At 56.0% G+C, this 15361-nt stretch carries 15 protein-coding genes and 1 other annotated feature; of the genes, 5 read left to right on the forward strand and 10 right to left on the reverse strand.

Going from position 1 to position 15361, the window contains the following annotated elements:
- Window position 1: 1 nt before the first annotated feature.
- The 4 genes from thrA to yjjY all read right to left on the reverse strand — a co-directional run bounded on the left by thrA (window position 2) and on the right by yjjY (window position 4051).
- Window positions 2-2464: a bifunctional aspartate kinase/homoserine dehydrogenase I gene (thrA, locus tag SPG90_RS16335; RefSeq protein ID WP_045355097.1), complete on the reverse strand. Its 2463-nt coding sequence runs from the start codon at window positions 2462-2464 to the stop codon at window positions 2-4.
- A 24-nt stretch (window positions 2465-2488) separates the two neighbouring features.
- Window positions 2489-2606, reverse strand: a sequence feature (Thr leader region).
- A complete protein-coding gene (gene thrL, locus SPG90_RS16340; RefSeq protein ID WP_015572623.1) occupies window positions 2545-2613 on the reverse strand; it encodes a thr operon leader peptide in 69 nt (22 codons plus the stop codon). Its footprint overlaps the feature before it by 62 nt.
- 211 nt (window positions 2614-2824) lie before the next feature.
- Window positions 2825-3511, reverse strand: coding sequence for a tRNA/rRNA methyltransferase (locus tag SPG90_RS16345; protein WP_045619430.1), 687 nt, complete (start codon window positions 3509-3511; stop codon window positions 2825-2827).
- 399 nt (window positions 3512-3910) lie between these two features.
- The gene (gene yjjY / locus SPG90_RS16350) at window positions 3911-4051 is read right to left on the reverse strand and encodes a protein YjjY (RefSeq protein WP_085928893.1); all 141 of its coding nucleotides are present in this window, start codon (window positions 4049-4051) and stop codon (window positions 3911-3913) included.
- 95 nt (window positions 4052-4146) lie between these two features.
- Between yjjY and arcA the strand changes: the two genes are divergently transcribed.
- Complete coding sequence (gene arcA, locus SPG90_RS16355; RefSeq protein ID WP_003856501.1) at window positions 4147-4863, forward strand: two-component system response regulator ArcA; 717 nt, start codon at window positions 4147-4149, stop codon at window positions 4861-4863.
- Window positions 4864-4909: 46 nt separating this feature from the next.
- On the opposite strand, the gene creA is transcribed toward arcA, so the two are convergent.
- A complete protein-coding gene (gene creA / locus SPG90_RS16360; protein WP_032660778.1) occupies window positions 4910-5383 on the reverse strand; it encodes a protein CreA in 474 nt (157 codons plus the stop codon).
- Between the two features lie 211 nt (window positions 5384-5594).
- Here creA and robA point away from each other — a divergent pair, with 211 nt between their 5' ends.
- Window positions 5595-6464, forward strand: coding sequence for an MDR efflux pump AcrAB transcriptional activator RobA (gene robA, locus SPG90_RS16365; protein ID WP_023310333.1), 870 nt, complete (start codon window positions 5595-5597; stop codon window positions 6462-6464).
- Here robA and gpmB read toward each other — a convergent pair.
- Window positions 6461-7108, reverse strand: coding sequence for a 2,3-diphosphoglycerate-dependent phosphoglycerate mutase GpmB (gene gpmB, locus SPG90_RS16370; RefSeq protein WP_023310332.1), 648 nt, complete (start codon window positions 7106-7108; stop codon window positions 6461-6463). The genes robA and gpmB overlap by 4 nt on opposite strands.
- Before the next feature lie 50 nt (window positions 7109-7158).
- Between gpmB and yjjX the strand changes: the two genes are divergently transcribed.
- A complete protein-coding gene (gene yjjX / locus SPG90_RS16375) occupies window positions 7159-7674 on the forward strand; it encodes an inosine/xanthosine triphosphatase (RefSeq protein WP_023334447.1) in 516 nt (171 codons plus the stop codon).
- A gap of 27 nt (window positions 7675-7701) precedes the next feature.
- Here yjjX and trpR read toward each other — a convergent pair whose 3' ends face one another.
- Window positions 7702-8031, reverse strand: a complete 330-nt coding sequence (gene trpR / locus SPG90_RS16380) for a trp operon repressor (protein ID WP_023310330.1) — start codon at window positions 8029-8031, stop codon at window positions 7702-7704.
- A gap of 55 nt (window positions 8032-8086) precedes the next feature.
- The gene (sltY, locus tag SPG90_RS16385; protein ID WP_322408235.1) at window positions 8087-10024 is read right to left on the reverse strand and encodes a murein transglycosylase; all 1938 of its coding nucleotides are present in this window, start codon (window positions 10022-10024) and stop codon (window positions 8087-8089) included.
- Window positions 10025-10251: 227 nt separating this feature from the next.
- Here sltY and ettA point away from each other — a divergent pair, with 227 nt between their 5' ends.
- Window positions 10252-11919 carry an energy-dependent translational throttle protein EttA gene (gene ettA / locus SPG90_RS16390; protein WP_003856515.1) on the forward strand — a complete coding sequence of 556 codons (1668 nt, stop codon included), beginning with the start codon at window positions 10252-10254 and terminating at the stop codon, window positions 11917-11919.
- 91 nt (window positions 11920-12010) lie between these two features.
- Here the strand turns inward: ettA and SPG90_RS16395 are convergent, their stop codons facing one another.
- Window positions 12011-12910: a LysR family transcriptional regulator gene (locus SPG90_RS16395; RefSeq protein ID WP_045400935.1), complete on the reverse strand. Its 900-nt coding sequence runs from the start codon at window positions 12908-12910 to the stop codon at window positions 12011-12013.
- A gap of 108 nt (window positions 12911-13018) precedes the next feature.
- Here SPG90_RS16395 and SPG90_RS16400 point away from each other — a divergent pair, with 108 nt between their 5' ends.
- The gene (locus SPG90_RS16400; RefSeq protein WP_047173718.1) at window positions 13019-14020 is read left to right on the forward strand and encodes a zinc-binding alcohol dehydrogenase family protein; all 1002 of its coding nucleotides are present in this window, start codon (window positions 13019-13021) and stop codon (window positions 14018-14020) included.
- Window positions 14021-14116: 96 nt separating this feature from the next.
- Here SPG90_RS16400 and nadR read toward each other — a convergent pair whose 3' ends face one another.
- Window positions 14117-15349, reverse strand: a complete 1233-nt coding sequence (gene nadR, locus SPG90_RS16405; RefSeq protein ID WP_006810194.1) for a multifunctional transcriptional regulator/nicotinamide-nucleotide adenylyltransferase/ribosylnicotinamide kinase NadR — start codon at window positions 15347-15349, stop codon at window positions 14117-14119.
- Window positions 15350-15361 lie beyond the last annotated feature (12 nt).

The following is a 15361-nucleotide window of genomic DNA, read 5'->3' on the forward strand; positions in this document are numbered from 1 at the left end:
GTTAAACTCCTAACTTCCATGACAGGGTACGCAGCAGATCGGCAAACACACCCGCCGCCGTAACATCGTTCCCTGCGCCATAGCCGCGAAGCACCAGCGGCAGTGGCTGATAATAGTGGCTGTAAAACGCGAGGGCGTTTTCGCCGTTTTTGACTTTGTACAGCGGGTCGTTGCCATCCACTTCGGCAATCTTCACCCGGCACACGCCATCTTCTTCAATGTTGCCAACATAGCGCAATACCTTACCTTCATCACGGGCTTTCGCAACGCGAGCGGCAAAAGCGTCGTCAAGCTGCGGCAAATTTGCCATGAATGCAGCGACATCACCGCTGCTGTCAAATTCTGCTGGCAGCACGGGTTCAATCACGATATCGGAAAGCTCAAGCTCACGGCCCGTTTCACGGGCGAGGATCAGCAGCTTGCGCGCCACGTCCATACCGGAGAGATCGTCACGCGGATCCGGCTCGGTATAGCCCAGCTCGCGCGCGGCGCGGGTGGCTTCCGACAGGCTCATCCCCTCATCCAGCTTGCCGAAGATAAACGACAGCGAGCCGGAGAGAATGCCGGAGAAACGCTGCAGTTCGTCGCCGGCGTTCAGCAGGTTCTGCAGGTTCTCGATAACCGGCAGGCCCGCGCCCACGTTGGTGTCGTACAGGAACTTGCGGCGCGACTTGCTCGCCGCCAGACGCAGCTGGTGATAGTAATCCATCGACGAGGTGTTGGCCTTTTTGTTCGGCGTCACCACGTGGAACCCCTCGCGCAGGAAGTCGGCGTACTGATCGGCCACCGCCTGGTTCGAGGTACAGTCGACGATCACCGGGTTAAGCAGATGATACTCTTTCACCAGGCGGATCAGGCGCCCCAGGTTGAACGGCTCTTTCGCCTCGTTCATCTCGGCCTGCCAGTTTTCCAGGTTAAGGCCATGCACATTGGTCAGCAACGCTCTGGAGTTGGCAATCCCACAGACGCGCAGATCGATATGTTTCTTCTTCAGCCACTCCTGCTGACGCTTCACCTGCTCCAGCAGCGCGCCGCCCACCCCGCCGACGCCAATCAGGAACAGTTCGATAACCTGGTCGGTGTTGAACAGCATCTGGTGAACCACGCGTACGCCGGTGGTGGCGTCATCGTTGTCCACAACAACGGAAATTGAACGCTCTGACGAGCCCTGGGCAATCGCCACGATATTGATATTGGCGCGCGCCAGCGCGGCAAAGAACTTGGCGGAGATACCGCGCAGCGTGCGCATGCCGTCGCCGACCACGGAGATAATCGCCAGACGCTCCTGAATGGCGAGCGGCTCCAGCAGCTCTTCTTTCAGCTCCAGGTAGAACTCGTCCTCCAGCGCGCGGCGGGCGCGCAGGCAGTCGGCCTGCGGCACGCAGAAGCTGATGCTGTATTCGGAAGAAGACTGGGTAATCAGCACCACCGAGATACCGTTGCGGGACATAGCAGCAAAGACGCGCGCCGCCATGCCAACCATCCCCTTCATCCCCGGACCGGAGACGCTGAACATCGCCATGTTGTTGAGGTTGGAGATGCCTTTGACCGGCAAACCGTCTTCATCGGTACTCGCGCCAATCAGCGTACCCGGCGCCTGCGGATTACCGGTGTTTTTAATCAGGCAAGGGATCTGGAACTGGGCAATCGGGGAGATGGTACGCGGGTGAAGCACTTTGGCGCCGAAGTAGGAAAGCTCCATCGCTTCCTGGTACGACATCGACTTCAGCAGTCTGGCATCGGGTACCTGGCGTGGGTCGCAGGTATAAACGCCGTCGACGTCAGTCCAGATTTCACAACAGTCCGCACGTAAACAGGCGGCCAGCACGGCGGCGGAGTAGTCGGAGCCGTTACGGCCCAGCACCACCAGCTCGCCCTTCTCGTTACCGGCGGTGAAGCCTGCCATCAGGATCATGTGGTCAGACGGAATTTTGCTAGCGGCGATACGGCGGGTTGATTCGGCAATATCAACGGTGGATTCGAGGTAGTGGCCCACCGCCAGCAGTTTTTCAACCGGATCGATTACGGTCACGCTATGGCCGCGCGCTTCCAGCACGCCGGCCATGATGGCGATAGAAAGTTTTTCGCCCCGGCAGATCAGCGCCGCGTTGACGCTGTCCGGGCACTGGCCGAGAAGGCTGATGCCGTGCAGGACGTGTTTGATTTGCGCGAACTCCTGCTCAACGAAGGACTTCAGCTGAGCGTGCGGGAAGCCAGGCAGCGCCTCTGCCAGCCCTTGCAGTAAGTCAGCGAAGATACGCTCTGCGTCGCTGATGTTCGGGAGTGCATCCTGGCCACCGATGGTTTTTTCAATCATCGCCACCAGATGGTTCGTGATTTTTGCCGGGGCAGAGAGCACGGTAGCAACCTGCCCCTGCCTGGCGTTGCTTTCCAGGATATCGGCAACACGCAGAAAACGTTCTGCATTTGCCACTGATGTACCGCCGAACTTCAACACTCGCATGGTTCTACCTCGTTTCCTTTAGCCGAAAAAAAAGCCCGCACTGTTCAGGTGCGGGCTTTTTTTTGTTTTTCCTGTACGCGTCAGCCCGCATCGTTACCTGTGGTAATGATGATGGTTGTAGTAATGGTGGTGATGCTGATGCGTTTCATGGATGTTGTGTACTCTGTCATTATTATCTGTCTGTCCTGTATTCTTTTAGGGTTAAAGGATCGGGCACCTTAAGTCAACGAATTTTTAATTTGATCACAATTCGGGAGACTCTCACGTCCCGCTGTGTGCAGATTTATTTTCATCCGATTCGCCCAGATGCAACCCATCAGGACAGACTTATTCTCCATAGTAAAAACTTATGACAGGATTTTACTCCGCTAATTTTTTTTCAATATCGTGCAGCAAACGGTGCAGCATTGCGGTGTCCCGCTGCTCAAGACGGCCCAAACGCTGCTGCAGCCAGTCAGCCATTTTCTGATCGTCCGCTACCCCCAGCTGAGACAACAGTTGCTCAACGCGAGCGCGCAGCGCAGCCAGCTGATTTTCATTTGCCCCTTCTGCCTGAGGTTGAGGGATTTGTATTAGGGAGGCTAATTGATAGCAATAGACCATGACCGCCTGGCCTAAATTCAGGGAGGGATAATCGGCGACCATCGGCGCACCGGTAAGAACGTCCGCCAGCTCCAGCTCTTCGTTGGTTAATCCGGAATCTTCGCGACCAAACACCAGCGCGGCCTTCTCCAGCCACTGGCTTTTCTCGCTCAGCATCGGCACCAGCTCCGCTGGCGTGGCATAGTAATGGAACTTCGCACGGCTGCGCGCGGTGGTCGCAACGGTAAACGAAATGTCGTGCAGCGCATCAGCAAGCGTAGCGTAAGTGGTTATATTATCGAGGATATCGCCCGATCCGTGCGCTACCCAACGAGCCGCAGGCTCCAGGTGGGCAGTGCTGTCCACGATACGTAAATCTGTGAACCCCATGGTTTTCATGGCACGCGCGGCAGCGCCTATATTTTCGGCTCTGGCTGGGGCAACCAGTACAATCGACAGATGCATTTATGCTCTCTTTTTAATCAGTTAGCGGGTAAAAATGTGATGCACTTCAACATATTACGCAGCGCGAATTTACAAAATTGCAACACAAATCACCGAAATAGCGTTTCATAACAAATTAAAAACGCTAAACTATTCCTTGTCTGAACAATCAGTTAGAATGTTAACAGAACACTATTATCCCTATGTTTTATAATGATAATAGCAACATGAATACCCTATTCTGATTGGATTCGCTTCGTTTATAAATCAATGTCCGCAACTAGTTGGTTTATTGAAAAATTGTGACAAAGGCTAGCATTCCGCTACGATGATTTCATCAAACTGTTAACGTGCTACAATTGAACTTGATATATGTCAACGAAGCGTAGTTTTATTGGGTGTCTGGTGTCACTTAGCCTGTTATGTTGCTGTTAAAATGGTTAGGATGACAGCCGTTTTTGACACTGTCGGGTCCAAAGGGAAAGTACCCAAGACCAAGCTAATGATGTTGTTGACGTTGATGGAAAGTGCATCAAGAACGCAATTACGTACTTTAGTCACGTTAAGCCGATCATGTTAATTTGCGACATGCATCAGGCAGGTCAGGGACTTTTGTACTTCCTGTTTCGATTTAGTTGGCAATTTAGGTAGCAAACATGCAGACCCCGCACATTCTTATCGTTGAAGACGAGTTGGTAACACGCAACACGTTAAAGAGCATTTTCGAAGCAGAAGGCTACGATGTCTTTGAAGCGACCGATGGCGCAGAGATGCATCAGATCCTTTCTGAAAATGATATCAACCTGGTGATCATGGATATTAACCTGCCGGGCAAAAACGGTCTTCTTCTGGCGCGCGAACTGCGCGAGCAGGCGAACGTCGCGTTAATGTTCCTGACGGGCCGTGATAACGAAGTTGATAAAATTCTTGGCCTGGAAATCGGTGCGGATGACTACATCACCAAGCCGTTCAATCCTCGCGAGTTAACCATTCGTGCACGCAACCTGCTGTCCCGCACCATGAACCTGGGTACGGTCAGCGAAGAGCGTCGTAGCGTAGACAGCTACAAATTCAACGGCTGGGAACTTGATATCAATAGCCGTTCGCTGATTAGCCCGAACGGTGAGCAGTATAAACTGCCGCGCAGTGAATTCCGCGCGATGCTGCACTTCTGCGAAAACCCGGGCAAAATTCAGTCCCGTGCAGAGCTGCTGAAGAAAATGACCGGCCGTGAGCTGAAACCGCACGACCGTACCGTAGACGTGACCATTCGTCGTATTCGTAAGCATTTCGAATCTACGCCAGATACGCCGGAAATCATCGCCACGATCCACGGCGAAGGGTATCGTTTCTGCGGCGATCTGCAGGAGTAATCCCGCAGTTAACGCATTAAAAAACGGCGCCTTTGCGCCGTTTTTTTTATTCCCGCCACGGCATAATCGGCACCGCGCTGATTGCGTTTTTCGGCGAGCCTTCCACCACTTTGTCAGAGTAGGCAAGGTACGCCAGGGTGTTGCGTTTGGCATCATAGAAACGCACCACCTGCAGTTTTTTGAATACCAGCGAAGTCCGTTTCTGGAATACAACGTCGCCCTGCGCTTTGCCGTTTTTAATTTTATCGCTCAACTCAACCGGCCCCACCTGCTGACAAGAAATCGCCGCATCGGAAGTATCTTCCGCCAGTCCCAGCCCGCCTTTGATACCGCCCGTTTTCGCGCGGCTGACGTAGCATGTGACGTTTTTCACGTCCGGATCGTCAAACGCCTCCACCACGATTTTGTGGTCCGGGCCGAACATTTTGAACACGGTATCGACGGAGCCAATCTGTTCTGCCTGCGCCACGCGCCCGACCATCAGCATCAACGCGGTGAAGATCAAAGTCTTGTATTTCATATTGTTACCATTCTTTAAAATTACACTGAGCAATTATTCAACACTTTAGACAAAAATGTAGCAAGATCACAGGATTAGAATATATCTGCCTGTAACGTGCTCTAAAAAGCATGAATGCGCAAAAAAAACACTGAATGCTAAAACATCAAAAAATGCTATTATCCGCTAACCTGTTATCAGGCACCTGCTGTTTTAAGGATGAGGATAGTATATGGATCAGGCTGGAATTATTCGCGACCTGCTCACCTGGCTGGAAGGTCATCTCGACCAGCCTTTGTCACTGGATAATGTGGCGGCTAAAGCAGGCTATTCCAAGTGGCATCTGCAAAGGATGTTCAAGGATGTCACCGGTCATGCTATCGGGGCCTATATTCGCGCACGTCGTTTATCAAAATCTGCGGTGGCTTTGCGCCTGACCGCGCGGCCGATTCTGGATATTGCCCTGCAATATCGTTTCGATTCGCAGCAGACCTTCACCCGCGCCTTTAAAAAACAGTTTTCGTTGACGCCAGCGCTGTATCGTCGCTCGCCTGACTGGAGCTCGTTTGGCATGCGTCCGCCGCTGCGTCTGGGCGAGTTCGCGATGCCGAAATATGAAATTGTCGCGCTGCCGGAAACCCATCTGATCGGCACGACGCAGAGCTACTCCTGTTCACTGGAGCAGATTTCTGAGTTCCGTCATCAGATGCGCGTCCAGTTCTGGCGCGACTTCCTGAGCCACGCACCGACGATCCCGCCAATCCTTTATGGCCTCAACGAAACGCACCCAAGCCAGGAAAAAGACGACGAGCAGGAGGTGTTCTACACCACCGCGCTGACGCCAGAGATGGCGAATGGGTATATTCAGGGTTCGAAGCCTGTCGTGCTGGAAGGCGGCGAATACGTGATGTTCGCCTATGAAGGGCTGGGAACGGGGGTTCAGGAGTTTATCCTGACCGTTTACGGAACCTGCATGCCGATGCTGAATCTGAATCGCCGTAAAGGTCAGGACATTGAGCGCTACTACCCGGCGCAGGATGCCAAACCGGAAGAAGGCCCAATCAATCTGCGTATGGAATTCTTGATTCCGATACGTCGTTAACGCTGCAGTTCGTCAAGCGCAGGGGCATCAAGATGCGAAATGTCCCCTGCCATCTCCACTACCCAGCCCGACGCCAGCCACGCGCTTTCCTGATAATCAATCCGGGAAATGGAGCAGTTGCGCAGACGCAAACGGCGCTCAGCGTAAGCCGGTAACCCCAGAATCGTGCTCACCAGGCAACCCAACGCAATCCCGTGACTCACCAGCAGCGGACGGCTTCCCGCCGGCAACTTCAGGCATTCCGCCAGGGCGGCATGCATGCGTACGCTAAGCTCCTGCATGGATTCGCCTTCAGGAATTCGACCATCTTCGGTACCGTTCACCAGCGTGCGGCGCCAGCCCTCCTCCGCTTCCGTCAGCGTATCGATATGGCGTTTCTCCAGCACGCCCATATCCAGCTCGCGCAGGCGCGGCTCCAGCATGACGTCGCAGCCGCAGGCATCTGCGATGATGCGCGCCGTCTGCTGTGTGCGACCTAAATCGCTGGTAATCACGTGGGTAATGCCCAGCGTTCTGGCGCGTTCCGCCACCTGCCACGCTTGCTGCACCCCCTTCTCGGTGAGAGGACTGTCTGACTGGCCTTGAATACGTCGCTCGGCGTTCCACTGCGTTTCACCGTGGCGAACAAGGTATACCTGTAACATGCTTTTTTTCCGTTATACTGCGATGAGTTTTTTTTGAATCGAGCTTAATTATGCACCATGTTGTCTCTGCTACCACTAATCCTGCCAAAATTCAGGCAATTCTAAGGGCATTTGACGAGATCTTCGGCGCAGGATCCTGCCATATTGAGGCCATCGGCGTCGAGAGTGGCGTTCCTGAACAGCCGTTTGGCAGCGAGGAAACGCGCGCTGGCGCACGAAATCGCGTGGCAAACGCTAAGGCCGCCGCACCGAATGCTGATTTTTGGGTAGCGATTGAAGCAGGTATCGACGAAGGCGCAACCTTTAGCTGGGTTGTCATCGAAAGCCGCGAGCAGCGCGGTGAAGCGCGTTCGGCCACCCTGCCGCTGCCGGAAATCATTCTGGAAAAAGTCCGTGCGGGTGAAGCGCTCGGGCCAGTGATGTCGCAGTACACCGGCATCGATGAGATTGGCCGTAAAGAAGGGGCAATTGGCGTCTTTACCGCAGGCGCGCTGACGCGTTCAGGCGTTTACCACCAGGCCGTGATTCTGGCGTTAAGCCCGTTCCATAACGCGATTTATCGGTAAGTTTGTTGGCCGGATAAAGAAAAGCCGTCATCCGGCATTTTTCAGCAATACCGCTTCCAGCCACTGGCGCAGCTCAACCGGCGCCGACTTCAGGCTGTTCGAGCCGCGGGTGATCGTTGCAATACCCGCGCCGAGCTCATTTTTCAGCTCGCGCTGGCTCATTTCTCCGCGCAGCAGCTCTTCAATGATCCGCACGCGCGTGCCAAGCGCCTCACGCTCGTCCGGCGTGAGCATCAGCTGCATCAGGGGTAAATGCAGATCCTGTTCGTAAGACTGACGCAGCAGCTCCACAAAACGAAGCCACTCCAGATGACGTTGTTCGGCCATTGCCGAGGAATACGGGGAATGCTGGGTCATGTTATGCTGCCTCTTGTACTCTTTAGCGAGTACAGCATAACACAACCCACGCCGATCAGTAACGCCTCTGCCACTCGGCATCGCTCATCAGGGTATCTTTCTGCCCCATGAAGTAGCGATAGTAAGCGTCATAGGCCAGCACGTTCTTCACGTAGCCGCGCGTTTCCGAGAACGGGATGCTCTCCACAAACGCTACCGCGTCGATGCGTCCGGCGCTGTTGCCGAGCCAGGTGCGCACGCGTCCTGGCCCCGCGTTATACGCCGCCGAAGAGAAGATGCGGTTATTGCCGAACTGCTGATACACGTACTGGAGATAGCTGGTACCGATGTTGATGTTGGTATCCGGATCCAGAAGCTGCGACGGACTGCTGTACCCCGGAATATTAAACATCTTCACCGTGTGCGTCGCCGTGCCTGGCATAATCTGCATCAGGCCGCTGGCACCCACCGGGGAACGGACTTTCGGGTTCCAGGCGCTCTCCTGACGGGCAATCGCCATCGCGTAGCTTTGCGGGATATCTTTGCCGCTGGTGTAGCGATCGAAAAGATCTTTGTACGCCAGCGGGAAACGCTCTTCCAGATGATCCCAAAGCTTGCCGGCGATCGTCGCCTGCACGCTGAGATCCCACCAGTGATTATCAAACGCATAGCGGGCAAGCTGGGCTTTCTCATCGGTGGTGCGGCTGGTCACCAGATTCGCCCACTCGCTGCGCGCGGTGTTATCCATATTCCAGTACATCAGCTCGCGAACGCGCGCCATTTCTGGCCCCTGCGTCAGCGCCGGGTTCGCGTTGGCAGGCGCTTTATCAATGCGGAAGGTGTACTCCTCGCCCAGACGCTGCGCGGCTGCCATCGGGTAAAACCCGCGCTGCTGCATCAGCGTATGGAGGATCTCTTTGGCTTCATCATCACGGCCGCGCTCCATCAGCAGATCGGCCTGCCAGTAGCGCCATTCGTCTTTCTCTTTGGCCTCCATTGGCAAACGCGCGAGCCAGGTATTGAGCCCGCGACGATCGCCCGTGCCCAGCGCCATGCGCACGCGGCGTTCCACCAGCGAGGTGGAGTTCGAACGCATAATCGCATCGTCACGCCAGCGCGCCTGTTCATCGGTCACATCGGTGCCCATCAGTCGCCACGCCACAATGTCGCGCAGCTCCTGGGTTTGCTCCTCATTGAGCTGCTGCGCCTGCACCAGCTGCGGGATCATCAGCCGCGCGTTTTCCACATCGTCACGCGCCACGCTGGCAAAGGCCACCGCCGCCATCTGGCGGGTAAAATCGGTCGCGCCCGTACTGCGGGCAAAGGTCAGCACGCTGTTGGGATCGTTTGCAAGCCCGATAACCGCGGTAGAGATCGTCTGGTAATCGGACGGCATCTGCCCCGCCAGCGTGGTCACCAGACGCGTGTTACCGGCTTTCATCGCCAGACGGATGCGCTCAAGGTAGGAGAGCGGCTCCTGCTTGCCGGAAGCACGCCACGCGCTAAACAGGGAATCACAGGCGTTCGGCTGGTTTTTTCCGGTCAGCCAGAGCTCTTTCGCCCCGGCCCAGGCCTCTTCCTGCTGGCCGGTCGCCCATTTTGCGTAGTAATAGTTACACTGGGCTTCGGTGGCATTCGGCTTCTCAGGGCTAAACGCCAGCAGGCCGCGCCAGTCTTCGCGACGCGCCAGCTCATTCACAAAGCGAGACTGGAGATTTCGGGCAGGCGGCAGGGTCGGGTTCGCCTGAATGAAGTTATTCACGGTGACGGTAGGCTGGTTCATCAGGTCGTCCGTAATCTGGCGATACTCCAGATACGGATACAGCGGATAATCCTTTAGCGTCGGCATCAGTGCCTGCACGGTATCCATCTGCTTGTTGTCCCACGCCTGTTTAATCTGGGCGTAGCGGTTACGTTGTTCATCCAGTGAATCGGCATGCACCGCCTGGCTTACCGCCATTACGCATACGCTGGCAGCCAGCAGACGCCAGACCACCCGTTTGGCTTTTTCCACAAGCTCTTCCTCATTGTTTTTTCGTCAATTGCAGCGTCTTGCTACGTCAAAGTCTAATTAACTTATGCTAACCAGGCATCCTTCAACGCGCCACGTCATGGACACTTTTTTACCTTTCTTGCGCGTTTTAACACTCCCGACGTTCCTGGCTGGGATTAGGACGTGAAAAAGGCTACACTTCGAGGCTGAAATTCCTTCTCATTACGATAAAAGAGGCGAAGTCCAACGTGGCTCAATTCGTTTATACCATGCATCGTGTCGGCAAAGTTGTCCCGCCGAAACGTCATATTCTTAAAAATATCTCGCTGAGCTTCTTCCCGGGCGCAAAAATCGGTGTTCTGGGTCTCAACGGTGCCGGTAAGTCCACCCTGCTGCGCATCATGGCCGGCATTGATACAGACATCGAAGGTGAAGCCCGTCCGCAGCCTGGCATCAAGATTGGTTACCTGCCGCAGGAACCTCAGCTGAACCCGGAACACACCGTTCGCGAATCCGTTGAAGAAGCGGTATCCGAAGTGGTTAACGCGCTGAAAGGTCTGGACGAAGTGTATGCCAAATACGCCGAGCCGGATGCGGACTTCGACAAGCTGGCCGCACAGCAGGGCAAGTATGAAGAGATCATCCAGGCGCACGACGGTCACAATCTGAACGTGCAGCTGGAGCGCGCGGCTGATGCCCTGCGTCTGCCGGATTGGGATGCGAAAATCGCTAACCTCTCCGGTGGTGAACGCCGCCGCGTGGCGCTGTGCCGCCTGCTGCTGGAAAAACCAGACATGCTGCTGCTTGACGAACCGACTAACCACCTGGATGCAGAATCCGTGGCGTGGCTGGAGCGCTTCCTGCACGACTTCGAAGGTACAGTTGTGGCGATTACCCACGACCGTTACTTCCTCGACAATGTCGCTGGCTGGATCCTGGAGCTGGACCGCGGTGAAGGTATTCCGTGGGAAGGCAACTACTCTTCCTGGCTGGAGCAGAAAGATCAGCGTCTGGCGCAGGAAGCTTCACAGGAAGCGGCGCGTCGTAAGTCTATCGAGAAAGAGCTGGAGTGGGTTCGTCAGGGCGCGAAAGGCCGCCAGTCTAAGGGCAAAGCCCGTCTGGCACGCTTCGAAGAGCTGAACAACACCGAATACCAGAAACGTAACGAAACCAACGAACTGTTTATTCCACCTGGAGCACGTCTGGGGGATAAAGTGGTTGAAGTGACCAACCTGCGTAAGTCCTACGGCGACCGTGTGCTGATCGACGACCTGACCTTCTCCGTACCAAAAGGCGCTATCGTTGGCATCATCGGTCCGAACGGCGCGGGTAAATCTACCCTGTTCCGCATGATGTCCGGTCAGGAACAGCCTGACAGCGGCTCTATCACCCTGGGTGAGACCGTGAAGCTGGCCTCCGTTGACCAGTTCCGTGACGCGATGGACAACAGCAAAACCGTGTGGGAAGAAGTCTCCGGCGGTCTGGATATCATGCGTATCGGCAACACCGAGATGCCAAGCCGCGCCTACGTTGGCCGCTTTAACTTTAAAGGCACCGACCAGGGCAAACGCGTGGGCGAGCTGTCCGGCGGTGAGCGCGGTCGTCTGCACCTGGCGAAGCTGCTGCAGGTGGGCGGTAACGTCCTGCTGCTCGATGAACCAACCAACGACCTGGATATCGAAACCCTGCGCGCGCTGGAAAACGCCCTGCTGGAGTTCCCGGGCTGCGCGATGGTTATCTCGCACGACCGCTGGTTCCTGGACCGTATCGCGACCCACATCCTGGACTACCAGGACGAAGGTAAAGTGGAGTTCTTCGAAGGTAACTTCACCGAATACGAAGAGTACAAGAAACGCACGCTGGGCGCCGACGCGCTGGAGCCGAAGCGTATTAAGTACAAGCGTATCGCGAAATAAAAGCAAAACGGCAACCTCGGTTGCCGTTTTTTATGTTTGTACCCTCTCCCCGTGGGAGAGGGTCAGGGTGAGGGCATCAGGCCGCACAAATTCAGCCACCCACGTAATACCGCTTCACCTCGTCAAACTGCATCGCAAAGTCGATATAGCTCATCAGCGCGGGCGAGTTCAGCTTGCGGCTTGGATACGCCAGCCACAGATCGTTACCTTCAACATTCCACTCCGGCAGCACCTGAACCAGCGCACCTTTTTCAATTTTATCTTCCAGCAGAAATGCGGGTAAGAGCGTGATCCCCGCACCGGCAATCGCACACTCGCGGGCGTATACCAGATTATCGGTCATGTGCGCGTTATCCGGCAGGTAGCGGTAATCCTCGCTCTCGCTTCGCAGAAGCCACTCCGACCACGCCCTGTGCGTAATGCAGCGGTGCTCCACCAGCTGGCGGGGATGCGTCAGCGACTCCCGACGCGCCAGATAGTCCGGCGAAGCCAGCATATAACGCGGGCAGTGCCCGATCATCCGGCCAATCAGGGAGGAGTCCTGCGGCTTACCGGTGCGCAGCGCTACGTCAAAACCGGCCTCGACCAGATCCACCACGTCATCAGAAATTGACACATCCAGCGAAACGTCAGGATAGCGAAGCTGGAACTCGGCATTCATGTGCGCCAGCAGCGTCGCCCCTATCCCCGCCGGACAGGTGATCCGCAGCCGCCCGCTGGGGTTTTCGCGCAGGCGCTGAATGGCGTACTCTGCCCGCTCGCTGGCCGCCAGCATCTCACGACAGTGCACCAGATAGTGCTCGCCCGCAAACGTGAGGCTAATCCTGCGCGTGGTGCGGTTCAGCAGGCGGATACCCACCTGCTGCTCCAGCTGGCTAATTCGCTGACTAACGCTGGATTTCGGCAGTTCGGCTTTCTGCGCGGCAGCGGTAAAGCTGCCCATCTCCGCCACCAGCGCGAACAGCGCCATATCCTGCAGCTGTTTAAACATGATTGTTCACCCTGTACGAACGCTGAGTTCTTGATTGTCCATCTTATCACGCAGCTGGCCACTTTATAGACTAGCCTCAACAAAACGCATTCCATTGAGGAGCACACCATGTCTGTTAAAGCCATTGCCGTTAACCCAGAAAATCCGTCCACCTTCATTGAAATCACCCCGCCGATGCCGCAGCCCGGCGAGCACGATCTGCTGGTGGAGGTGAAGGCCGTCTCCGTTAACCCGGTCGATACCAAAGTCCATGCGGGTATTGCCAAAAACGGGCTGAATGAGCCGCGCATCCTCGGGTGGGATGCCAGCGGGATCGTCAAAGCCGTTGGGGGTGGCGTCACCGGATTCAAACCGGGGGATGAAGTGTGGTACGCGGGCGACATCACCCGCCCGGGCAGCAACACCACGCACCAGCTGATCGACGCGCGCATTGTCGGGCACAAGCCTGCCAGCCTCGGCTGGGCCGCGGCTGCCGCGTTGCCACTGACCGCCCTTACAGCCTGGGAAGGATTATTCGAGCGGCTGAACATTCAGGATGCCGGGGCGGATAAAACGCTGCTGATCATTGGCGGCGCGGGCGGAGTGGGATCGCTGGCGATCCCCTTTGCGAAGCACAACAGCAAGGTGAAGATCGTCGCAACCGCTTCACGAGAAGATTCCGCCCGGTGGTGTCGCGATCGCGGGGCTGACGTTGTCGTCAACTACCGCGACCTGAAAGGCGAGCTGGCGAAACACGGGCTCACCTTTGTGGATTACATCTTCATCCTCAACGACACCGACGGGCACTGGGATGCGGTCAGCGACCTGATTGCGCCTCAGGGGCATATCTGTTCCATCGTTGAGAATGAACGTCCGCTGAACCAGGACAAGCTGAAGTCCAAATCCGCCGCCCTGCACTGGGAATTTATGTACACCCGCAGCATGTATCAGACCGCGGATATGGCGCGTCAGGGTGAGATCCTCAATGAGGTGGCAAAGCTGGTGGATAACGGCGTGGTGGAAAGCTCACTGAGTGAAACGCTGCACGGGCTGAGCGTGGAGAGCATTACCGAGGCGCACCGTAAAGTGCTGGAGGGACATATGCGGGGTAAAGTGGTGGTTGAGTTCTGAGTGGCTTGATGCCCTCACCCCGGCCCTCTCCCACAGGGAGAGGGAGGTTAACGTCCACTCTCCCTGTGGGAGAGGGTTAGGGTGAGGGGTAAGTTTTTACCCCTGCTCCCCCATCATCTCCTTCACCAGCTCGACGCAGCGCAGGAAACGGGAGTCGTAGTCCGACTCCTCCACATGGACAAACTCAACGTTGTTTTCGTTGAGCATCTCCACCAGCATGGACTGGAACTCACGCCTGTCCACGGAGCTTCCGAGGCTGCGCATGCCGTCGGCCACCCATGGGGTGTTGTTTTCCAGCAGGATCACCAGGTCAAAGCGGTATTCGTCAATCAGCGCCTGCACGAACGGGTGCTCGCGACCTTCGTATTTTTTACAGAACGCCTGGGTGGTGACAAAATCGGTATCGATAAATGCCACCTTGTTGGCGTATTTGACCGCAAAATCAATGTACTGGGCATGACCGAGCGCGATTTTGTCGTAGTCGGAATACTGCAGCGCCATCTCGTCGCCGCCAAGGTGCGAGAAGACGTAATCGCGGCCGTACTCCCACGCGCTGGTGGTGTTGAAGATGTTCGCCAGCTTGTTGACCAGCGTTGATTTCCCGCTCGACTCGCCGCCCAGGATCGCGACGGTACGCACGAAGAACGGCTTCACCTCAGTCGGGATGTAATCCCAGTAGCGGAACGGGTTCTCGCGGATCTGCGCCCCGCTGATGTTCATAAAGGTACGTTTCGGGTCGATCAGCACCGTCTCGATACCCAGATGCTCGCGGAACTGCGGCGCGTCGGACTCTTCAGAGGTGTAGATCCAGTTAGGCGCAATGCCCTTCTCTTCCATAAACGCTTTGATGCCATTGCTCCACACGTCCCAGCCGTGCGGATACGGCTCCATGCCCTCTTCGTTAAAGGCATGAATACGAATATTTTTCTGATACTTAAAGGTCTGGAGCAGCCAGCGCAGGCGGTCCGGCACGGTCGGCTGCTGCGACATGGCGCTGTCTTCAAACAGCTGACGGTCACGGGTTTCGTCGTATCCCATGATGATATGCAGCTCGTCAACCTGGCTACAGGCGCGCTGGATCAGATAGATATGTCCGGTATGCAGGGGGTAAAACTTGCCGAACACCACGCCGATGTTCTTTTGCATACGCGGGAATTCCAGCCCCAGAAAGCGGTGCAGCGCTTCCAGCTTCTGCGCGCTGGGGCTTTTGATTTTGGCGTTCAGCAGCTGGCTCAGGTAGCCTTTGGTCATGCCGCTGGCATCCGCCACCTGCTGCAGCGTGCAGCCCTTCTGGCGGATTGCGGTCTTGATGTAGTCAAATGATGACATAAATTACGGTGC

Origin of the sequence: Enterobacter sp. D2, from assembly GCF_034427575.1 — a bacterium.
GTDB lineage: Bacteria > Pseudomonadota > Gammaproteobacteria > Enterobacterales > Enterobacteriaceae > Enterobacter > Enterobacter cloacae_M.